Origin of the sequence: Glycomyces sp. NPDC047010 (assembly GCF_040644205.1) — a bacterium.
In the GTDB taxonomy this organism is placed as follows: Bacteria; Actinomycetota; Actinomycetes; order Mycobacteriales; family Micromonosporaceae; genus Glycomyces.
The window spans coordinates 17,840-38,234 of the sequence record NZ_JBEYVY010000008.1 but is presented as its reverse complement, the minus strand read 5'-3'; the positions used below and the strand labels follow the sequence as shown (position 1 = coordinate 38,234).

Annotated in this window: 16 protein-coding genes; 4 read left to right on the top strand and 12 right to left on the bottom strand. The window is 70.2% G+C overall.

Going from position 1 to position 20,395, the window contains the following annotated elements; translation table 11 throughout:
- Positions 1–101 precede the first annotated feature (101 nt).
- The 8 genes from AB0A65_RS17255 to AB0A65_RS17220 all read right to left on the bottom strand — a co-directional run bounded on the left by AB0A65_RS17255 (position 102) and on the right by AB0A65_RS17220 (position 8,328).
- On the bottom strand, positions 102–509 hold the full coding sequence (locus tag AB0A65_RS17255; protein ID WP_359952259.1) for a roadblock/LC7 domain-containing protein: 408 nt from the start codon (positions 507–509) through the stop codon (positions 102–104).
- A gap of 11 nt (positions 510–520) precedes the next feature.
- Positions 521–2,935, bottom strand: coding sequence for an ATP-binding protein (locus AB0A65_RS17250; protein WP_359952258.1), 2,415 nt, complete (start codon positions 2,933–2,935; stop codon positions 521–523).
- Between the two features lie 91 nt (positions 2,936–3,026).
- A complete protein-coding gene (locus tag AB0A65_RS17245; protein ID WP_359952257.1) occupies positions 3,027–4,373 on the bottom strand; it encodes a potassium transporter TrkG in 1,347 nt (448 codons plus the stop codon).
- Complete coding sequence (locus AB0A65_RS17240; protein WP_359952256.1) at positions 4,370–5,050, bottom strand: TrkA family potassium uptake protein; 681 nt, start codon at positions 5,048–5,050, stop codon at positions 4,370–4,372. Before AB0A65_RS17240 ends, AB0A65_RS17245 begins: the two co-directional genes overlap by 4 nt.
- 193 nt (positions 5,051–5,243) lie before the next feature.
- Positions 5,244–6,041, bottom strand: a complete 798-nt coding sequence (gene ehuA, locus AB0A65_RS17235; RefSeq protein WP_359952255.1) for an ectoine/hydroxyectoine ABC transporter ATP-binding protein EhuA — start codon at positions 6,039–6,041, stop codon at positions 5,244–5,246.
- Entirely contained in the window at positions 6,022–6,693 is a 672-nt protein-coding gene (locus tag AB0A65_RS17230) for an amino acid ABC transporter permease (protein ID WP_359952254.1), read from the bottom strand. The genes ehuA and AB0A65_RS17230 overlap by 20 nt, the downstream gene beginning before the upstream one ends.
- Positions 6,693–7,415, bottom strand: coding sequence for an ectoine/hydroxyectoine ABC transporter permease subunit EhuC (gene ehuC / locus AB0A65_RS17225; RefSeq protein WP_359952253.1), 723 nt, complete (start codon positions 7,413–7,415; stop codon positions 6,693–6,695). Before ehuC ends, AB0A65_RS17230 begins: the two co-directional genes overlap by 1 nt.
- A 10-nt stretch (positions 7,416–7,425) precedes the next feature.
- A complete protein-coding gene (locus tag AB0A65_RS17220) occupies positions 7,426–8,328 on the bottom strand; it encodes a transporter substrate-binding domain-containing protein (RefSeq protein ID WP_359952252.1) in 903 nt (300 codons plus the stop codon).
- A 224-nt stretch (positions 8,329–8,552) separates the two neighbouring features.
- Here AB0A65_RS17220 and AB0A65_RS17215 point away from each other — a divergent pair, with 224 nt between their 5' ends.
- Together AB0A65_RS17215 and AB0A65_RS17210 are read left to right on the top strand one after the other, a co-directional pair.
- Positions 8,553–9,356, top strand: a complete 804-nt coding sequence (locus AB0A65_RS17215; RefSeq protein ID WP_359952251.1) for a GntR family transcriptional regulator — start codon at positions 8,553–8,555, stop codon at positions 9,354–9,356.
- A gap of 160 nt (positions 9,357–9,516) precedes the next feature.
- On the top strand, positions 9,517–10,290 hold the full coding sequence (locus AB0A65_RS17210; protein ID WP_359952250.1) for an SGNH/GDSL hydrolase family protein: 774 nt from the start codon (positions 9,517–9,519) through the stop codon (positions 10,288–10,290).
- 71 nt (positions 10,291–10,361) lie between these two features.
- On the opposite strand, the gene AB0A65_RS17205 is transcribed toward AB0A65_RS17210, so the two are convergent.
- The 3 genes from AB0A65_RS17205 to eccD form a co-directional block, all read right to left on the bottom strand.
- Positions 10,362–11,144 carry a hypothetical protein gene (locus AB0A65_RS17205; protein ID WP_359952249.1) on the bottom strand — a complete coding sequence of 261 codons (783 nt, stop codon included), beginning with the start codon at positions 11,142–11,144 and terminating at the stop codon, positions 10,362–10,364.
- Between the two features lie 129 nt (positions 11,145–11,273).
- Positions 11,274–12,869: a type VII secretion protein EccB gene (locus AB0A65_RS17200; RefSeq protein ID WP_359952248.1), complete on the bottom strand. Its 1,596-nt coding sequence runs from the start codon at positions 12,867–12,869 to the stop codon at positions 11,274–11,276.
- A 33-nt stretch (positions 12,870–12,902) separates the two neighbouring features.
- Positions 12,903–14,303, bottom strand: coding sequence for a type VII secretion integral membrane protein EccD (eccD, locus tag AB0A65_RS17195; protein WP_359952247.1), 1,401 nt, complete (start codon positions 14,301–14,303; stop codon positions 12,903–12,905).
- Between the two features lie 337 nt (positions 14,304–14,640).
- On the opposite strand from eccD, the gene eccCa reads away from it, so the two are divergent.
- The gene (eccCa, locus tag AB0A65_RS17190) at positions 14,641–18,591 is read left to right on the top strand and encodes a type VII secretion protein EccCa (RefSeq protein WP_359952246.1); all 3,951 of its coding nucleotides are present in this window, start codon (positions 14,641–14,643) and stop codon (positions 18,589–18,591) included.
- Between the two features lie 146 nt (positions 18,592–18,737).
- A complete protein-coding gene (locus tag AB0A65_RS17185; protein WP_359952245.1) occupies positions 18,738–19,814 on the top strand; it encodes a hypothetical protein in 1,077 nt (358 codons plus the stop codon).
- Here the strand turns inward: AB0A65_RS17185 and AB0A65_RS17180 are convergent, their stop codons facing one another.
- Positions 19,815–20,378, bottom strand: a complete 564-nt coding sequence (locus AB0A65_RS17180; RefSeq protein WP_359952244.1) for a hypothetical protein — start codon at positions 20,376–20,378, stop codon at positions 19,815–19,817.
- Between the last annotated feature and the right edge of the window lie 17 nt (positions 20,379–20,395).

Sequence of the window (20,395 nt, the reverse complement as noted above, 5' to 3'; positions counted from 1 at the left end):
TGCTTCCAAAAACTGCGACACGTCATAGCGGGGGAATGGCCCGCGCGGGCCGTCGATGGGCGCGGCCCGGCGCGGGTGAGCAATCTCCTACGCGCGGTCGGTCAGATCCCGCCGCGCGCATCGGGTTCGAGCGCCGCGTAGACCCGCTTCACCAGCAGGGCGGTCTCGTAGCCGACCTGGCCGAGGTCGCAGCCGGCGTTCGCGAGGACCGCGAGCTGGGCCCGGTCGCCGACGGCCATGAGCAGCAGGACGCCCTCGTCCATGTCGATCACGGACTGGCGGATGCGGCCCGCGTCGAGGACCTTCGCGGCCCCCGTGGTCAGGCTCGCGAGCCCCGAGGTGATCGCGGCGAGCTGGTCGGCCCGGTCCGTCGACAGGCCGCGGGAGGCGGCGATGGCGAGGCCGTCGACGGACACCGTGAGCGCCTCGGAGACGTCCGGCACCTTCTCCACGAAGGAGGTCAGGAGCCAGTCGAGTTCACCGACGTTCTTGTCCTTGCTATCCACCATCTCGCTGCTTTCTATTGGCGTTGTTCGTGCGCGGCGGCCGCCGCGATGCCGGAGGCGAAACCGGCGAGCCGGTCCCGGATCTCCGCCGGGTCGAGATCGGCGCCGCCGCCCTGCCGGGTACTGGGGACGGAGCCGGGGAGCAGTCGGGAGCCCGGCGCGCGACGGGGCAGTTCGGCGCCGTTGGTCCTGCCGGAGTTTTCGAGTGCTCGGTTCACCTTCCTGAAGGTAACATCCAGCGTCTCGGGAGCGGGGCCCGCAGGGGCCGCCACCGGCTTGCCTCCGTTGAGTGTTCCCCCAGCTACGGGACGTGGCGCGGGGGCCTGGCCGGCCTTGCGCGGGCGCGGCACGATCGGCTCCACGGCACCCGATCCGGCGGCCTCGGCGCCCGTCCCGGTCACCGGCAGGTTCGCGGCGCGAGCCGACAGCGCCAGCCGCGCGGCCGAGCCCTGGTCGGGCGAGAGGCCCACCGGGTCCTCCGCGTGCGCGCTCGCCGGGATGCGCACCAGCGCCAGCGTGCCCTTGCCCATCGTGGAGTGCAGCTGCACGCTCACCGAGTGCTCGGCGGCGAGGCGCCCCACCACGAGGAGGCCCATGGTCGCCGTCAGCTCCGAGTTCAGCTGGGTCGGCTCGGCCAGGCGGCGGTTGATCGCCGCCATCGGCTCCGGCGCGAGGCCGATGCCGTCGTCGGCGATGGAGATGACGATCTCCGAACCCGAACGGCGCGAGGTGACCCGCACCGACTGGGTCGGCGGCGAGTACGCGGCCGCGTTGTCGAGCAGCTCCGCGAGGATGCGCACCAGGTCCCCGGCGGGCTTGGTCTCCAGCCGCGCCGACACCTGGTTCTCGACCACGACGCGGCCCGCGTCCTCGATCTCGGCGACCGCGTCGCGGATGATCGTGTCCAGGTTCGCCGGGTGGTTGTAGCGCCGCTGCGGGTCGCCGCCCGCCAGGAGCAGCAGGTTCTCCTCGTTGCGGCGCATGCGGGCCAGCAGGTGGTAGACGCTGCGCCACTCGTCCGGGACCGCGTGGTCCGGGGACTGCTCCACCAGGGACTCCATGACCTGCTGCTGACGGCGGATGAGGCTCTGCCCGCGGCGGGCGAGCGTCTTCATCATGGCCTCGACGTCGATGCGCAGCAGCGCCTGGTTCGCGGTCTGGCGCAGGGCCTGGTGGTGCGCGGCGCTGAACGCCTCGGCGAGCGAGTCGAGCTCGTCGGCGTACCGCGAGTCCGCGGACATCACCGTCTGGCGCTTCGCGGTCTGGAGCAGCCGGTCCACCTCGTCGGCGTTGGCCGCCTGCGACACCGCCGCCACCGTCTTCGGCAGCGTGTCGTACGCGGCGGTCAGGGTCGCCTCGCGGACGCCGTCGACGCGGAGGCTGATGCGGCGGGCAAGCATCGCCGCGGAGATGATCGAGGTCAGCGCCAGCACGATCACCAGCGCGAACGTCGTCAGCAGGGTCCGGGAGGACGCGTCGCGGATCGCGTCCACGTCGTCCTGCATGGCGTCGAGGACCGAGCCCTGGCTGGTGTCGAGGGCCGCGATGATCGCGCCCTGCGCGTTCGAGAAGTCCTGGGGGCTGATCGTCGGCACGTTCCCGCGCACGTACACCCCGAGGGCCTCCTGCGCGGTCTCGATCTCCTCGGAGTCCATGGCCGCCTTGTAGACCGCGCTCGTCTCCGAGGACGCGTTGGCCTGGAACTCGGTGATCTGCCGGTCGAAGTTCCCCGACAGGTACGCGACGTTCGAGAGTTCGGCGCGCCCGACCACGACCGCCTGCCCCTCGTTGAGGCTCACCAGGTCCGTGGCGACGGTGAACTGGATCTCGGCGGCGATCCGGCTGGCCTGCATGAGGGCCGCCAGCGAGTCGAGGTGCGCGGCGACGCCCGCGTCGTCCACCATGCGCGGGAGGATCGCGGCGATGCTCACGATCTTGTTCGCGACGTCCCGGTACACCAGGTACGCGTCGGCGACGTCCTCGTCGGTGAAGTCGGCCTCCCCGGCGGCCAGGCGGTCGAACGCGGCGCGGGCCCCTTCCAGGCCCTCGGCCTTGGAGAACAGCGACTCCAGGTCGTCCTCCAGGTCGGGGAAGCGAGCGATCACACCGGGGGACGCCTCCTCCAGCCGGTCGAACGCCCAGTCGGTCTCGCGGCGGGCGACCGCCGAGTCGAACTGGCCGCCGCCGCCGTTGATCACCGACTCCACCAGCGGCCCGGCCTCCAGCCGGTGCGCTTCGAGGGCGTCGTTCAGGTCCGCGGAGAGCCCCGCGAGCACCTCGGCGTCCGTCGCGTTCTGGTACTCGTCCCACACGGAGACGGTCTGGAACAGCCCGAGCACCAGCATCCCCATGAGTGCCGCGGCGATCGGGAGCATCAACTGCATCCGGATGGGGAGACGACTGGTGCGCTGCCGGGCTTTACGGGACATCGGGGGGCGTCCTTTCTGGGGGCGACGATCCGCGTGGCGGCGTGCTGGACACCATCTTCGCTTGTCGCCGCAGGGGCAGTTGAGGCGGGGCTCACCCCACGAGCGGGCGCGCCGAAGGGTACCGGTATAGACGTTTTCGTGTACGAAGGGCCAGCGACGCGGCGAAAAGCACCGGTCCGACGCGGCCCGTGTACATGGCGATCGTCAAGAGCCACACCGAGGGTTCGGACAGGTCGTACGTGATGCCGGTGGACTGGCCGACCGTCGCGAACGCGCTCGTGACCTCGAACATGATCGCGGTGATCTCGATGCCCGGCTCGAACCGCTGCATCAGGAACACCCCGAACGCGTTGCACGCCACGTACACCAGGGCCACCGCGAGGGCCTCGCGGATCACCGGCGGGTCGATGCGGCGGCGGAACACCGTCACGTCGGTCTCGCCGCGCACCTCGGCCCAGATCACCAGCAGCAGCAGGAAGAACGTGGTGACCTTGATGCCGCCCGCGGTCGAGGCGGCGCCGCCGCCGATGAACATCAGGATGATCGAGGCGAGCTGCGAGTCCTCGCGCATCGCGCCGATGTCGATCGAGTTGAAGCCCGAGGCGCGCACCACCGACGACTGGAAGAACGCGGGCAGGATCCGGTCGTACCAGGGCCACTGGCCGAACGTCGCCGGGTTCGACCACTCGAACGCCAGGTACGCGGCCCAGCCGCCGAGGATGAGCACCACCGAGCCGACGAGCGTCAGCTTCGTGTGGACCGACCACTGGCGCCGGCCCCAGTGGCGGCGCGTCATCTCGAAGATCACCGGCATGCCGAGGCTGCCGAGGATCGAGCCGAGCGCGATCGGCACGCAGATCCACGGGTCCGTCGCGTAGCTCATCATCGAGTCCGAGAACAGCGCGAACCCGGCGTTGTTGAAGGTGCTCACCGAGTGGAACACGCCGTACCAGACGGCCTTGCCGAGCCCGAAGTCCAAGGACGAGAAGCGGATCGCCAGCGCCAGGGCCACGACCGCCTCCACGGCGAACGTGAACGCGATGGTGCGCACCAGGATCGCCTTGAAGTCGCCGAGGTTCAGGGCCTGGCTGATCTCCATGCGGGTGGCGAGCTTGGTGCGCAGGCCCAGCTTGTGGGTGACGAGCAGGGCCATGAGGACCGCGCTCGTCATGATGCCGAGGCCGCCGATCTGGAACAGCAGCATGATGACGAACTGCCCGAACCAGGACCAGTGGACGGGCGTGTCGAGGACGGCCAGGCCGGTCACCGACACCGCCGACGTGGAGGTGAACAGCGCGTCGGCGAAGGAGGTGCGCCGGTCGCCGAGGTGCGCGACCGGGAGCATGAGCAGCAGCGTCCCGGCGAGGATCACGCCCATGAACAGGAGCGGGATGAGGCGGCCCGGGTGGCGGAAGAACGCCTTGACCTTCGGGATCATGTGGTGGAGGCGAACGCCTCGACCTTGGTCGTGGCGCCGGAGACGATGAGGGTGTCCCCTTCGGAGACGACCGTGTCCGGGGTCGCGTACGTGAAGTCCTTGTCGGGCTGCTTGACGCCGACGACGGTGACCCCGTACTTGGAGCGCAGGCGCGACTCGGCGAGGGTCTTCCCGATCGCCTCGGTGGGGGCTTTGGTCTTGACGATCGCGAAGCCGTCGTCGAACTCGATGAAGTCGAGCATGCGGCCGCTCACCAGGTGCGCGACGCGCTCGCCCATCGCCCACTCGGGGTAGACGACGTGGTGGGCGCCGGTGCGGTGGAGGATCTGGCCGTGCTTGGCGTTGATGGCCTTCGCCCAGATCTCGCGGACGCCGGCCTCCTCGCAGGCGAGGACGGTGAGGACGCTCGCCTCGATGTCGGTGCCGATCGCGACCACGACGTGGTCGAACTCGCCGATGCCGAGCTGCACGAGGACGGCCGACTCGGTGGAGTCGGCCTGCACGACGTGCGTGAGGGTCTCGGAGGCGCGCTGGACGATCTCGGGGCGCTCGTCGATCGCGAGGACCTCGTGGCCCAGGCGGGTGAGGGACTCGGCGACCGCGGAGCCGAAGCGGCCCAGGCCGATCACCGCGATGGACTCCTCGGGGAGGTTCTCGCCCCGGCCGAACAGGTTCATCCGCGCATCCCTAGAGCTGGATCAGGTGCTGACACGAAGACTGATTCTGCCACCCGTCCGCACCCCGCGGGTGCCGCGGCGCCGCCGGGTCCTGGCGCGGGCGAAAAGAATGAGGAGGGCGGTCGATAACCCCTCATGACCGCCCCCCTCGAACACCCCTAACACTCTCCAAGGATGGAGGAGAACACCAAGCCTACTCCGCGAGAACGGCTCTGAGGAAGTCCTGAGTGCGCGCTTCTTGCGGTTCGGAGAACATGGCCTCGGGCGGGCCCTGCTCGACGATCCGGCCGCTGTCGAACATCATCACGCGGTCGGAGACGTCGCGCGCGAAGCCCATCTCGTGGGTCACGCACAGCATCGTGATGCTCGTGGTCTCGGCGACGTCGCGCAGCACCGCGAGCACGTCGGCGACGAGCTCGGGGTCCAGGGCGCTGGTCACCTCGTCGAGCAGGAGGATGTCCGGGTCCATGGCGAGGGCGCGGGCGATGGCGACGCGCTGCTGCTGGCCGCCGGAGAGGCGCGCGGGGTACTCGTCGGTCTTCTCGGCGAGGCCCACGAGCTCCAGCAGGTCCCGGGCCTTCTGCTCGGCCTCGTCCTTGGAGCGGCCGGCGACGTGGACCTGCGCCTCGGTGACGTTGCGCAGCACCTTCATGTTCGGGAACAGGTTGAACTGCTGGAAGACCATGCCCACGCGGGAGCGCCGCTGCCGCAGCCACTTCTCGCTCGCGGGGACGAGCTTCCCCTTCTTCTCCATGTGGGAGTAAGGCTGCCCCTCGACCCAGACGACGCCGCCGTCGGCCGCGGGGTCGGCCTTCGGGGTCACCGTCTCCAGCGTCATGAGCAGCCGCAGGATCGTGGTCTTGCCCGAGCCGGAGGGCCCGATGAGCGTCACGCGCTCGCCGGGGTCGACCCGGAAGCTTAGCTCGTCCAGGACCTTGAGGTCGCCGAAGGACTTGTCGACGCGGTCGAACTCAATAATTGGATTTTGCAAGGCGGTTCTCCAATCTGCGCATCGCGACCGCGACCGGGTACGAGGCGGCGAGGAACAGCAGCCCGGCGAGGGTGTAGCCCTCGACGGCGCCGGTGTAGTGCTGGCCCTGGAAGGCCCGGGCCTCCGCGATCATCTCCATCACGCCGATGATGAACAGGGTCGGCACTTCCTTGAACATGGCGATGATCCAGTTGCCGACGGCCGCCGCGGAGCGGCGGAACATCTGCGGGAGGACGATCGCCCCCCACACCCGGTGGGACGGGAGGTTCAGCGCGGTCGCCGCCTCCCACTGGCCCTTGGGGATCGCGTCGATCCCCGCCCGGTAGGACTCCGAGGTGTAGGACGCGTAGTGGAGGCCCAGCACCGTCGAGCCGACGGCGAAGGCGCTCCAGTCGGGGTTGATGTAGAGGCTCGTCGCCGTCCAGACGATGAGCACCTGCACCAGCAGGGGGGTGTTGCGGATGAACTGGAAGACCAGCGCGAGCGGGCGCCGCAGCCACACCGGGCCGTTGCGCACGCCGATCGCGACCAGCAGTCCCAGGACGACCGCGATGATCCCGGCCACGAGCGTGACCTGGAGGACCACGATGAAGCCGTCCCAGATGGCCGGGAAGATCTCCCGGAGGGTCTCGTTGCTCCAACCTGACTGCATCAGTCGATCCCTCCAGCGGCGACCGCCGGGGCGAGGCGGCCCTTCTCAGGCTTCGCGTCGATGCCGAGGCCGCGCTTGGCCTTGCGTTCGAGCGCCCGCATCCCGGTCCAGATGAGCCAGGCGAGCACGAAGTAGATGACGAGGACGACGGCGTAGTGCAGCAGCCGGTCCTGCCCGGGCTGCTTGCCGATGAGCCCGGCCAGCCAGGTGATGTCGAGGACGCCGATCACCGAGACCAGGGCCGATGCCTTGAGGAGCATGATCGCGAACGCGCACAGCGACGGGATCATCTCGGGCCACGCCTGGGGGAGCACCACCAGGCGCATCTTCTGCACCGGGGTGAGGTTCAGCGCCGTCGCGGCTTCGAGCTGGCCCTTCGGGACCGCCGCGATCGCGCCGCGCACCACCTCCGAGGAGTAGGCGCCGTAGTTGAAGCCGAGGGCGATGATCCCCGCCACGATCAGGTAGTCGAACTGGATGCCCAGCACCACCGGCATCGCGAACGCGAACCAGAACAGCTGCACCACCACCGAGGAGCCGCGGAAGAACTCCACGAACGCCCTGGCCGGGGTGCGCACCGCGAGGTGCCTGGAGCCCGTCATGAGCCCGAGGCCGAACGCCAGCACGAGCGCCAGCGCCGCCGACGCCACGGTGACGCCGATCGTGACCAGGAGCGGTTCTCCGTATCGGGGGAGTGATTCGATGACCGCTTGGAAGTCCATGACCCGCCTCCTACTGGTAGGTGTCCGGGCAGAGGTCCTCGGCCGTGAGGCCCTCAGGGTGGTTCTCGTCGAGCGTGAACCCGTACGGGCTCGTCAGCTCCTCCCACTTCGCGTCGTCCGCGAGGAGCTTGTCGAGCTCCCCGTCGACCGCGTCGCGGAAGTCGGAGTCGGAGGGCTGGAACACGGCCGCGCCGGCGCCGATGATGTCCTCGCCGCTGTCGGGGTCGATGAGCCAGAAGCCCTCGGTGACCTCGACCTCGGGGTCGGACTCGGCCGCGAGGCGCAGGTTCGCGCTGGTCAGCGCGATCGCGTCGCAGCGCCCGGCCTTGAGTTCGAGGATGAGCGAGTCGAGGTTGGCCTGCACGTTGATGCGGTCCTCGCCGTAGGTCTTGTCGGCGATCTCGTGCTCGCTGGTGCCGTTCATGACGCCGATGACGCCGTCGGTGTCGGCCATGGTGTTGAAGTCGGTGTACCCGCCGGGGTTCCCGGCCAGGGTCATGAGCGCGTCGGGCATCACGTAGTCGGGGTTCGCGAAGGCCACGGCCTCGCAGCGCTCGGGGGTGATGTACATGCCGGCGATGACCATGTCGTGGTTGGTGCCCAGGCCGGTGATGAGGGAGTCCCACTCGGTGAGCTTCCACTCGATCTGGTCGGCCTTGATGCCCAGCTGGTCCAGCAGGTAGACCTGGGTGTCCACCGACTGGCCCGTCACGGTGCCGTCGTCCGCGGTGTACGCGTAGGGGGCCTCGTCGGCGTAGGCGACGCGGAGCTTGCCGCCGTCCTGCGCCTTCTCGAGCAGCCCTCCGTCACCGCCGCCGTCCGTCCGCGAGCAGGCCCCCAATGCGAGGGCGGCCGCCCCCGCTGAGCTGCCGAGGAGCAGATGACGGCGGTTCAGATGCAGTTCGTTCGACACGTTGGTCGCCTCCTGAGTCGGACTCGGGTGTCTTGCCGACCCTAACGTTCTATTGTAAGTTTGTCGACAATCTGATTATCGACGTTCGGTAACGAAAGCGCAAGCCGTCCGGAGAGACCCGCGCGACCATCCCGCGCGACCGCAACCGGGACCTGACGCGGAACGTGGAGTACGGGTCGGCAGTAGAATGCTGCCCAGAAGAGACAGAGGGGAATCGGACAGACGTGGCGACTCGCAGCAGCGGATTGGGCGGGCTCGAAGGCAACCGCAAGGTGGGGCGGCTCGCCCCCGTGCGCCGCACCTCGACGGTGGACCTCATCGCCGAACGGCTCCGCGAAGCGGTCGTCGACGGCTCCCTCCCGCCCGGCACCGTCCTCGGCGAGGCCGAACTCGCCTACCAGCTCGGCGTCAGCCGCGGCCCCCTCCGCGAGGCCATGCAGCGCCTCACCGCCGAAGGGCTCCTGGTCATCCCGCGCCGCCGCGGCCTCGCCGTCAAGACCATGACCCCCGAGGACGTCCGCGACATCCACTGGCTCCGCGCCACCATCGAACCCGAGCTCGGTCGACGCCTCCTCACCCTCCCCGCCGCCGACCGCCGCGCCGTCCTCGCCGAACTCGGCACCGAGGTCAAGCGCATGCAGCGCGCCCTCCGCCGCGACGACGCCCGCGCCCTCGGCGACGCCTACCTCGACTTCCACCGCGTCCTCGCCAGCTGGGGCGGGTCCGTGCGCCTCGCCCGCATGCTCGGCACCCTCCTCATCGAGACGCGCCTGTGCACCTTCTCGATGTTCGAGCACTTCGAGGTCCACCGCGACCTCGTCCCCGAGCACGTCGCGTTCGTCGAGGCCCTCGCCGCCGACGACGGCGAGCGCTTCGGCATCCTCGTCCGCGCCCACCTCGAAGCCGAGGTCCGGCGGCTCCTCGCCGAACCCGAGGACGCCAAAGAGGACGACACCGACCGCCTCCTCGCCGAGACCCCGGACGAGCCCCAGCCGCTCGACCGCCTCGACCTCCCCGAAGGGCTCTGAAAACCCCTGCCGCCCAGGGGGTATCGAAAGAAGTAAATTTTCCTACTTGGCATGTTCCGTCTGTGGACTGCGCCGGGTGCAGCCGATATAACTAAAGCTCCCAGTTCGGACAAAATTCGAGACGGAGCCCAAAATGTCCCTCTCCCGGAGAATCTCCACAATGGCGGCGGCGCTGGCCGTCTCCGTCGTGTCGGTTCTGGCGCTGACCAGCGGCGCCGCCCAGGCCCAGACCATCGAGTACGTCGCCCTCGGGGACTCCTACGCCTCCGGCGTGGGCACCCGCTCGTACATCGACGACGGGAGCGGCTGCTCCCGCTCCGAGTCCGCCTACCCGTCCCTGCTCGCCGACGCCACCGGCGCCGACCTGGAGTTCGCCGCCTGCTCGGGCGCGAAGACCGGCGACGTGCTCTCCAAGCAGCTCGGCGCCCTCTCCTCCAGCACCGACCTGGTGACGATCACCGTGGGCGGCAACGACACCGGCTGGGCCGGGGTCGTCCAGCAGTGCGCGTACCCGTACCCGTGGACCTGCGACGAGGAGATCGACGACGCCGAGGCGTTCATCCGGAACCAGCTCCCGGCCAAGCTCCACGCCGTCTACGACGCGATCGAGGCGGCCGCGCCCAACGCCCAGGTCGTCGTCCTCGGCTACCCGCGGCTGTTCAACGGCGAGCAGTGCAACGCCATCACCCGCATCAGCCCTGGAGAGCAGTCCCAGCTCAACGCCGCCGCCGACCTCCTCGCCACCACCACCGGCCAGGTCGCCGCCAGCCACGGCTTCGACTACATCGACGTGCGCGACGCCTTCACCGGCCACGCCGTGTGCGACGACACCGAGTGGGTCAACGGCATCTCGTACCCGATCGGCGAGTCGTACCACCCGAACGCCGCGGGCCAGCGCGACGGCTACCTGCCGCTGCTCGACGCCCTCGTCTGAGCCGCGCCCCCGTTCGAGCGACGCCGAAGGGCCCCACCGGAATCCGGTGGGGCCCTTCGGTCTTTCAAAGGCTAGAGCAGGCCGCCGTCGCCGCTGATCTTCCAGACGCCGTCCTCTTTGACGAGCTCAAGGGTCAGCTCCTGGTCCATCGGGATCGTCTCGCCGGCCATCGTCGCGTCGCCCGCGAGGGTCGCGGCCACCGTGGCGGTGTCGCCGTCGACGGTCTCCTCGCCGATCGTGTACGAGATGTTGAACTCGGCGCCGTCGAACATGCTCTCGAACTCGGCCATGTCGCCGGAGTCGGAGTCCGCGAGGCCCTCGTCCATCTCCTGCTGGAGCTCCTCGGTCATGTACGGGCGCAGGTCCGCGGCCAGGCCCTCCAGGTCCGAGAACCCGCCGGAGTTCATCGCGTCGACCGTGGTGCCCATGTAGCCGTCGGCCACGTCGCTCGGGGAGTCGCCCGCGCCCGGGCCGCCGCCGCCGAACGGCTTCAGCACGAGCAGGACGACGGCGATGATCACCACGACCGCGCCGCCCGCGATCCCGAGGATCAGCGGGGTCTTCGACTTCGGGGCCGGGGGGAGGCCGGGCGCGCCGTAGCCGGGCTGCTGGCCGTACCCCGCGGGCTGCTGCTGGCCGTAGCCGGGCTGGGAGCCGTACCCGGGCTGCTGGGGCTGCTGCTGCCCGTAGCCGGGCTGCTGGCCGTACCCCGGCTGCTGCTGCGGCTGGGAACCGTACCCGGGGGGCTGCTGCCCGTAGCCGGGCTGCTGCGGCTGCTGCCCGTAACCCGGCTGCTGGCCGTAGGAAGGTTGCTGATTCGGGTCGAACCCCGGCTGCTGAGGCGGGTAGGACATGACGGTTCCTCGTTTTGTCGGGAGTGTGTCGCGCCAGGCTAACACGCGCGGACCCTCCCTGAATCCCCAGAAAACGCCAAAGCCGCCGGGAACCGAACGGTCCCCGGCGGCACAGGCGTGCACGAACCGTCAGCCGCCCGCCTCCGCCGAAGGCTCGGCCGACTCGTACGCGGGCATGTCGTCCGCGTCCGAGTACATCTGCTTCCTGGCGTCCCGCGGATCGAGCGCGTTGCCGACCGGGATCAGGGAGATCATCTCGTTCGGCACCGAGATCGGGTTGACGTCCAAGTACCCGAGCATCTTCTGGGTGGAGTCCGTCTCGCCGTCGTCCACCAGGCCGTGGCGGATGCCCTGGTCGCTGATCAGGTAGGTGAAGCCCTGGATCGTCGACCCCTGGTCGGTGCGGGCGTCGGCCAGCGCCGCGGTGCCCTGCGGCAGGACCGTCTGCGCCACGAGGTCCTTGACGTCGGAGAAGATCTCGCCCTCGTCGGTGATCTCCACCGAATCGGCCGGGCCGGTCAGGGCGTCCGGCGCGTCCTCGTACATCGCGATCTGGATCGAGGTCGCCTCGTCGTGCTGATCGGCCGGGTCGTAGACCGCGCACACCGCCGGGCGGTCGCGGTCGACCGACCAGGTCGAACCGCTCAGATTCGCGTCCGGGAAGTTCTTCGGCATGTACACCGCGTCGGAGCCGATCTCGCTCCGGGTCGTGGGGTCGACCTCCACGGTCCCCTTGTACTTCGCGGCCAGGAGCATCTCCATGGTCGGCGTGATCCGCGCGAACTCGTCCCCGGCGGGGGTCTTCAAGAGCACGTACAGCTCGTTCCCGGACTTGACGGGGCGCCCGTAGTCGAGCGGCTCGTTGTCGTCGGTCAGCACCGCAGAGGGCTCGCCGAAGCCGTCCTCGACCGGCGGCTCGATCTCCGAGCCCGAGGGGACGGTGCGGAGCATGCTCTCGTTGAGCGGCATGGCGTCGTCCATGCTCAGGTTCAGGTCGCCGATGAGCGCCCGGGCCGTCTCGGTGTCGGCCCCGATCTTGTGCTTGAAGCCGTTCCACAGCAGGAAGTAGTCCGGGATCTCGCCCTTCTCCTCGTCGACCGCGGTCTTGGCGAGGAGCCAGTTGTCGTCGCCGAGCCACTGGGAGGGATCGGGGAGGTCCTTGAGGATCAACTGCGTGAGCTGGAAGTTCGCGGTGCCGCCGTCGGTGCGGGGCATCGAGCAGGTGTTCCAGTTCTGGTCCTGGAGCAGCTCCGCGGGGTCCGGCGGCTGCGACGGGATGCTCTGGATGCCGATCGTGAAGCTGCCGCGCTTGATGTTCTTCAGCGAAGACGCCTTCAGGTCCTGCACCGGCGGCTTGCCGTCGGAGCCGGGCTTGACCAGGAGGAGCGCCGAGGTGTAGTTCGCGACCTGCCACAGCCGCAGCGGGTCCTCCTCGGTGGCCTCGCCGCCGCTCTTCGTGGTGTACACGTAGACGGAGTTGCTGCCCTTGATGGTGATGATGTGACCCGGTTCGGGCAGGGCGTTGCCCTTGCCGAACAGCGTCGCGATCGCGAAGCCGCCGAAGACCAGCGCCAGGACCATCACCGAAGCGAAGATCGACACGCCGATGCGCCGCAGGGGCCGCTCGACCGAGTCGGGGTTGGCCAGCACCAGGGCCTGGTTCATCCGCGAGGTGATGAACTTGTGGGCGTCCACCTGCTCGCGGCGGGAACGCATCTGGGGCATCGGAATACGCCTCTCGAATCGGGGGTGTCGGGGCTAGCCGCGCAGCGACAACGCGATCTCGTACAGGTTGCAGACCCAGCCGACCAGCGGCAGGATCGACACGATCAGCAGCGCCTCGATGATGTCGAGGCTGCGGCCCCACGTCGGGGCGATCTTCTTGCCGGCCACGGCCAGGCCGTAGACCATCGCGATGAGCGTCAGCAGCGTCAGCGCGCCGAGGATGACCGTCAGGCGCACCAGGATGCTGTCCCCGCTGGCGACGAAGATCGCCGCGAGGGTCGCGGCCAGGCCGCCCATGCCGCCGGTGAGCATCACGATGCGCGCGGGACGATCCTCGATCGTACGGGCGCGGCTGAGCAGCACCAGCGACAGGATCGTCGCGAGGATCAGGCCGGGCATGGTGCCCGAGAACGCCAGCGCGATCGCCGAGACCAGGCCGGTCACCGCCGCGAAGGAGTACAGGGCCTCCAGGTAGTTCCCGGCGTGCTCGGAGAGCTTCAGGATCCGCTTGCCGTCGATGGCCTCGGTGTCGCCCTCCTTCAGCTCCTCGGTGGTCGTGGGGAGCGTCGGGGTCGGCACCATCGCCATGGTGAGCGACAGGCGCGGCGCGGCAGGGAGGATCGCCAGCGCCAGGGGCGCCGCGATGCCCGCGGCCGTCGCGGCGCTGCTGCCCGGGATGACCATCATCAACGCGGTCGAGACGCCGAGGACGACCGCCCCGAGGATCGACACGATGAACACCGGGGCCGAGGCCATGTCGCCCACGGACACCATCGCCAGCACGCTGAACAGCAGGATCGCGGACGCGGCGATGAGCACGTTGGGCCCGGTCAGGTCGAACAGGCCGCCGTCCGCGGCGATGAGGAGCCCCCCGACGCCCGCGTACAGGACGGCGGTGATGCCGAAGTAGGTGGCGGCCCGCGAGTCGCCGACCGCGCGGGAGAGCAGCGCCGAGGCGCCGACCAGGATCAGCGCGATCGACAGGCCGACGATCGCGCTCGCGAGGTGGCCGGTGAGGAGGATCGCGATGGCGCCGACGGCCAGGGCGGCGGTGCCGACCCCGACGCTGAAGCGCTTGGTCGCGAGGTGGTCCCAGCGGTTGCCGCGCTGCTCGGTCGCGGTGGCGACGGCGTCGATGACGTCGTCGAACACGATCTCGGGCTTGGCCGCGTCGGCCGGGTTCAGGTACAGCATCTCGCCGTCGCTGATCGACAGCTGCGAGCAGGAGTGCCCGGTGTCCAGGGCGTCCTCGCCCAGGCGCGCCAGGATCCAGCCGCCGTTGTCGCCGGCCTCGTCGATGTAGTACTCGCCGGCCTGGTGCAGGATCGTGGGCAGGAGGTCGGACAGGGGGATGTCTGAGGGCAGTGCGAGGTCGATCCTGGTGCGAGGACTGACGATCGTCACCCTTGAGAGGGTGGCCGACTTGGTGCTCACCGCGCGAACCTCCGGGTCGGGTCGGAATCGGGGGGACTGTAAAAGGATAAATCCCGCATGCCACGGTCGGTGTACCGCCCGAGTGGCGATGCGGTTCTACCCTGTTAGTGCGATACTCGACAGAGCGCACTTATATCTTTTATACGGCAGCGCCCACGCCGCGGCCAGCAAGCATCCTCGCCGACGCTCGCAGGGCATCGGCCGGGCCGGCCGTGGCAGGCGCATCCCCCGGTGAGTACAAGGACCCTCTGTGACGACCAAACTCTTCCGCAGACCGCCGCGAAAGCGCGGGCCGCAGGCTCCCCGCGGTGACATCCTCCTGGAGTCACCGCCGGACATGCCCGATCCGCAGCCGAAGAACATCGCCCAGTATCTGATGATCCTGCCGATGCTCGCCGGCGCCGCCGCCATGGCGATGATGATGATGACCCGCGTCGGCACCGGGTCCTCGGCCAACAGCGGCAGCAACACCATGCGCATCGCCATGGGCGCCATGATGGGCATCTCCATGGTCGGCATGATGGCGACCAACATGGGCGGCAACCGGGCCCAGAAGAAGGCCGAGTTCAACGCCGACCGGCGCGACTACATGCGCTACCTCAACCAGGTGCGGCGCCGTGCCCGCAAGGGCGCCGAGCGCCAGTGGCGCGCGGCCCGGTGGCGCCACCCGGACCCGAAGGCCCTGTGGTCGCTCGTGGGCTCCCGCCGCATGTGGGAGCGCCGCTCCAAGGACGACGACTCCCTGGACGTGCGCGTCGGCATCGGCAAGCAGCGCATGACGATGAAGCTGGTGCCGCCGGAGACCAAGCCGGTCGAGGACCTGGAGCCGATGACGTCGATGGCGCTGCGGCGGTTCGTCGCCGCGCACTCGAACGTGATCGACATCCCCCGGTCGATGAAGTACACCGAGGCCGCGCGGCTGGTGCTGCGCGGCGAGCGGCCCACCGTCATGGACAACGTGCGCGCCCAGCTGGCGCAGCTCGCGGTGCTCCACTCGCCCGACGACGTGATCATCGCGGTCGTCGCGGACAGCGAGCGGATGCCCGAGTGGCACTGGATGAAGTGGCTGCCGCACCTCCAGCACCCGTCCGCCGAGGACGGGGCCGGTCCGGTCCGGATGTTCTTCAACACCACCACGCAGCTGGAGACCTCCCTGCGCGACCAGCTGTCGAGCCGCGGCGCGTGGTCGCCCGGCGCGACCGCGGGGGAGGGCCAGGCGCACCTGGTCGTCGTCCTCGACGGCGGCGAGGTGGACCCGACCGGGATCATCGCCGCCGACGGCATGGCCGGCGTGACCGTGTTCGACTTCTCCGGCTACCTGCCGCGCAAGCCCGGGCCGCAGGTCAAGCTCTACGACGTCACCGCGGAGGAGATCTACACGGACCAGGCCGGCCGGCGCCGCGTGCTCGGCAGGCCCGACTCCCTGTCCTACAACCAGGCCGAGGGCATCGCCCGCTCGCTCGCCCCCTGGCGGCTGACCCTCAAGGGCGCCACCGGGGCCACCGAGTCGGGCGATGAGGACGCCTCGCCGATGGCCGCGCCGTCGAGCCTGCCGGAGATGCTCGGCTTCAACGACGCCGCGGCGCTCGACCCGGCCGTGCACTGGCGCGAGAAGCCCGTCAAGGACTACCTGAAGGTCCCGATCGGGCCCGGCCCGGACGGCGCCATCGTCGACATCGACTTCAAGGAGTCCGCGGTCGGCGGCATGGGCCCGCACGGCCTGCTCATCGGCGCCACCGGCTCCGGTAAGTCGGAGGTGCTGCGCACCATCGTCGGGTCGCTCATCGCGACGCACTCGTCGGAGGAGCTCAACTTCATCCTCGTCGACTTCAAGGGCGGCGCGACGTTCGCGTCCCTGGACGAGCTGCCGCACGTCTCCGCGGTCATCACCAACCTCGCCGACGAGATCGAGCTGGTCGACCGCATGGCCGACGCGCTCGAAGGCGAGCTGGTGCGGCGCCAGGAGGTGCTGCGCTCGACGGGCAACTTCACCAACCGGTGGGAGTACGAGAAGGCCCGCAAGGCCGGGCAGCCGATGGACCCCATGCCGACGCTGCTCATCATCGCCGACGAGTTCTCCGAGATGCTCGTCGCGAAGCCCGAGTTCATCAACCTGTTCCTCCAGATCGGCCGCATCGGCCGCTCGATCGGCGTGCACATGCTGCTCGCCTCGCAGCGGCTCGAAGAGGGCAAGCTGAAGGGCCTGGACACGTTCCTGTCGTACCGGGTCGCGCTCCGCACGTTCTCCGCGCAGGAGTCGCGCACCGTCATCGGCACCGGCGCCGCCTACGAGCTGCCGCAGGCCCCCGGCCACGGCTACCTCCAGGTCGGCACCCAGGACCTGGTGCGGTTCCGCGCCGCCTACGTCGGCGGGTCGTACAAGCCGCCGAAGCGGGTCGCCTCGCGCGCCGAGCGCATCGCGGCCGTCCAGCACAAGGTGCAGCGGTTCCTGCCCGGCTTCGTGGAGCTCCCGCCGGAGCCCGAGGTCGAGGAGGAGCCCGAGGAGGAAGTGGTCGAGGCCGAGACCGAGGACGAGAACGAGAAGCTCTCCGAACTCGAGGTCATGGTCAACAACTGCATCGGGATGGGCCGCCCGGCCCACCAGGTGTGGCTGCCGCCGCTCGCCGAGCCGCCGACCCTCGACCAGGTGCTCCCGCCCCTGGAAGTGGACCCGGTCCGGGGCCTCACGCCGAAGGGCTTCTCCCTCAACGGGAAGCTCCACGCCGTCCTCGGCGAGGAGGACCGCCCGTTCGAGCAGAAGCGCAGCCCGTTCATCGTGGACCTCTCCGGCGCCCAGGGCACCGTCGCCATCGCGGGCGGCGCCCAGTCGGGCAAGTCCACGATGCTGCGGTCCATGATCGGCTCGCTCGCACTGCTCCACACCCCGCGCGAAGTGCAGTTCTACTGCCTGGACTTCGGCGGCGGCACCCTGCGCGGCCTCGAAGACCTCCCGCACGTCGCGGGCGTCTTCGGACGGCAGGAGGAGGAGGGCGTGCGGCGCACGATCCAGGAGGTCACGAGCATCCTGGACGAGCGCGAGGCGTTCTTCACGGCCAACAAGATCGACAGCATGGGCTCCTACCGGCGCATGAAGGAGCAGGGCCGCTTCCAGGACGACCCGTACGGGGACCTGTTCCTCGTGGTGGACAACTGGATGACCCTGCGCGAGGACTTCGAGCCGTTCGTGGACCAGGTCCGCGCGATCGGCAACCGGGGTCTGGCCTACGGCGTCCACGTCATGGTCACCTGCACCCGCTGGGGCGACATCCGCATGAACATGCGCGACATGTTCGGCCTGAAGCTGGAGCTGAAGCTCTCGGACAACATGGAGTCCGAGCTCGACCGCAAGGCGGCGGCGAACGTGCCGAAGAACCGCCCCGGCCGGGGGCTCTCGCTCTCGAAGCTCCACACCCTCGCCGCCGTGCCGCGCATCGACTCGATCCGCGACGGCGACGACCTCCAGCCGGGCGTCGAGGACTTCGTCAAGAAGGTCAAGCAGGCGTGGCGCGGACAGCCGTGCCCGCCCGTGCGCCTCCTGCCGAAGCAGCTCCACGTGGCCGACTTCCTCAAGGCCGTCGACCGCACCAGGCCGGGCATCCCGATCGGCCTCAACGAGGCCGGGCTCAAGCCGGTGTACCTGGACTTCGCCAACGAGCCGCACATGCTGGTCTTCGGCGACTCGGAGTCGGGGAAGACGAACCTGCTGCGGCACATCGCGCGGCAGATCCAGTCGACCTACACCGCCGACGAGGCCAAGATCATCATGGCCGACTACCGGCGCGGCATGCTGGAGGAGATCCAGAAGCCGACCCTGCTCGACTACGCCATGTCCGGCAAGCACTTCGAGGGCTCGGTGAAGAACCTCAGGGGCCCGATCGAGAAGCGCCTGCCGGGCGACAACGTCACGCCCGCGCAGCTGCGCGACCGCTCCTGGTGGACCGGTCCGGACCTGTACCTGATCGTCGACGACTACGAGATGGTCGCCCAGCGCGTGAACCCGCTGGCCGCCATCCAGGAGTTGATCCCGGTCGGGCGCGACATCGGCTTCCACGTCATCATCGCCCGCCGCGCCTCCGGTGCGGCCCGGGCCCTGATGGACCCGATCGTGGGCCAGATCAAGTCGCTCGAATCCCCCGGCCTGCTCATGAGCGGCCGCAAGGAGGAGGGCGCGATCTTCGGGAAGCTCAAGCCCAGCCCGCAGCCCCCGGGCCGCGGCACCCTGGTGCGCCGCAAGGACGGCGAGCAGCTCATCCAGACGACGCTGCTCCCCCCGAACGGGACCGCCTAAGTACGAGCGACGCGGGGCCGCCCACCGGTATGTGAACATACGTGACTCGCAAGCTTCGTCACGTGCAACCGGAGGGCGGCCCCGCGGCGTACTACGCTCGTACCGGTGCGAATCCCCCTCGCACCCCCGCACACCGAGGGCCCGAATTGAACCCACTGCTCACGCCCCCCGAGCTCGACTCCGCGTCGCTGACGCGGCCCGGCCGCCCGGCCCGGCCGCCGCTCGGGGTGCTCGCGATCCAGGTGCTCCTCCTCGCCGAGGCCGCCGCGGTGATCGCCGTGTGGCTGTGGAGCTGGCGCGGCGTGCAGGCGTACGCGTGGCCCGGCGTCGACAACGGCCTCGCCGAGCGCGGCCTCGCGTACCTCCTGGTCCTCGCCCCCTCGGTGCCCGTCAACGTCCTCGCCGCGATCTGGCTCGGCCGCGGCGGGCGCCGCGCCCGCCTCTACCTCGCCGCCGCCGGCTCCCTCGCGCTCGTGCAGCTCGTGCTGCTCCTGACGCCCTCGGCGATGCCGGTCCGCCAGGCCATGAGCGACGGCGCCGCGCAGGTCGCCGCCGTGTTCCTCGCCGCGACCGCCCCGATCGTGTTCCTCGGCGCGGTCCTCGCCGTCACCGCGAAGGCCCGCGGCTGGCTCGGCGCCGAACCCGACCGCCCGCGCGGGCGCATCGCCGGGATCGAGACCGCCGTGTGGTCCCTCGCGCTGCTCCTGGCCGTCGCCACCGGCGCCGAGGTCCGCCAGTGGGCACTCGCCGCCGCCGAACCCGGCGACCCCCGCGGCCTGTACACCGAGGACGGCACCTGGGAGCGGCTCGAAGCGGCCGTCGGCGAGACCGCCGCCGCCGTCCCCGCCTTCGACGGGTTCGCGGCCCGCACCGTCGAGGTCGCCTCGTGCGGCTACCGCACCCCCGCGGGCCTGGAGACCTTCCGGTACAGCCTCACGTACGAGCTGCGCGCCGCCGACCTCCCCGCGTACGAGGCGGCCGTGCGGGCGTTCTGGTCCGGCGGCGACTACGCGCTCACCTACGACGGCGCGACCCTCGACGGGGTCCGCCGCATCACCGCCGAGCGCACCGACGAGATCGCCCTCGGCTACACCGGCGGCGACGCCCCCGCGCTCACCGCCGCCAGCGGCTGCGTCGAACGCGTCGACCCCGACCCCGGATGCGTCCCGCCCCAAGGGGAACCGGCCACCGACCGGGTCTACGGCATCGCCTGCCGGGACTGACTACAGGGACGAGTAGTCCGCCTCACCGTCCACCGGGTCCTTCGGAATCCCCTCCGGGAAGTACTCGCCGACCAGGTCGCCGGCGCCCCCGGGCGCGATCCCGCCCGCCGGGGGCACGTACTCGATCTCCCCGGGGTCGCTGCGCGGCACGCACCCCGACTGCACGACCAGGCCCACGACGCCCGAGACGCGGTACCAGAGGTTGATCCCGTCCTCCCGCAGCGCCTCCACGTTCCGGTCGGTGCGGCCGGTCGCGAGCGTCACAGAGTCGTCCCGGTGCACGTCCAGGCCGTCCTCGGCCCACTTCCCGCGCAGCGCGTCCGCGTACGTCTCCCGCACCAGCGGATCGGACCACAGCGACTCGGCGAACATGTACGAGATCTCCACGCCCACATGGCCGGGGTCCTCCGCGCCCGCGTGCGTGCAGGGCAGCTCGTGCCAGGTGCGCGAGGCGAACCCGGGGAAGTCCGGGAGCGCCGCCGCGGCCTCGGCGACGGCGGCCTCCATCGGGGCGTACGCCTCCGCCTGCGTATAGCGGGCCTCGGGCGGTTCGGTTGCGGTCATCGAGCATCCTGCGAGCA

What these genes read in the sequence shown, in the direction of transcription:
- AB0A65_RS17205 (WP_359952249.1), bottom strand. Translation starts at nt 11,144, where the DNA reads ATGTCCTACCCGCCTCAGCAGCCGGGGTTCGACCCGAATCAGCAACCT.
- eccCa (WP_359952246.1), top strand. Translation starts at nt 14,641, where the DNA reads ATGCCCGATCCGCAGCCGAAGAACATCGCCCAGTATCTGATGATCCTG.
- ehuC (WP_359952253.1), bottom strand. Translation starts at nt 7,415, where the DNA reads ATGGACTTCCAAGCGGTCATCGAATCACTCCCCCGATACGGAGAACCG.
- AB0A65_RS17255 (WP_359952259.1), bottom strand. Translation starts at nt 509, where the DNA reads ATGGTGGATAGCAAGGACAAGAACGTCGGTGAACTCGACTGGCTCCTG.
- AB0A65_RS17230 (WP_359952254.1), bottom strand. Translation starts at nt 6,693, where the DNA reads ATGCAGTCAGGTTGGAGCAACGAGACCCTCCGGGAGATCTTCCCGGCC.
- AB0A65_RS17210 (WP_359952250.1), top strand. Translation starts at nt 9,517, where the DNA reads ATGGCGGCGGCGCTGGCCGTCTCCGTCGTGTCGGTTCTGGCGCTGACC.
- AB0A65_RS17200 (WP_359952248.1), bottom strand. Translation starts at nt 12,869, where the DNA reads ATGCCCCAGATGCGTTCCCGCCGCGAGCAGGTGGACGCCCACAAGTTC.
- AB0A65_RS17245 (WP_359952257.1), bottom strand. Translation starts at nt 4,373, where the DNA reads ATGATCCCGAAGGTCAAGGCGTTCTTCCGCCACCCGGGCCGCCTCATC.
- AB0A65_RS17240 (WP_359952256.1), bottom strand. Translation starts at nt 5,050, where the DNA reads ATGAACCTGTTCGGCCGGGGCGAGAACCTCCCCGAGGAGTCCATCGCG.
- AB0A65_RS17250 (WP_359952258.1), bottom strand. Translation starts at nt 2,935, where the DNA reads ATGTCCCGTAAAGCCCGGCAGCGCACCAGTCGTCTCCCCATCCGGATG.
- AB0A65_RS17180 (WP_359952244.1), bottom strand. Translation starts at nt 20,378, where the DNA reads ATGACCGCAACCGAACCGCCCGAGGCCCGCTATACGCAGGCGGAGGCG.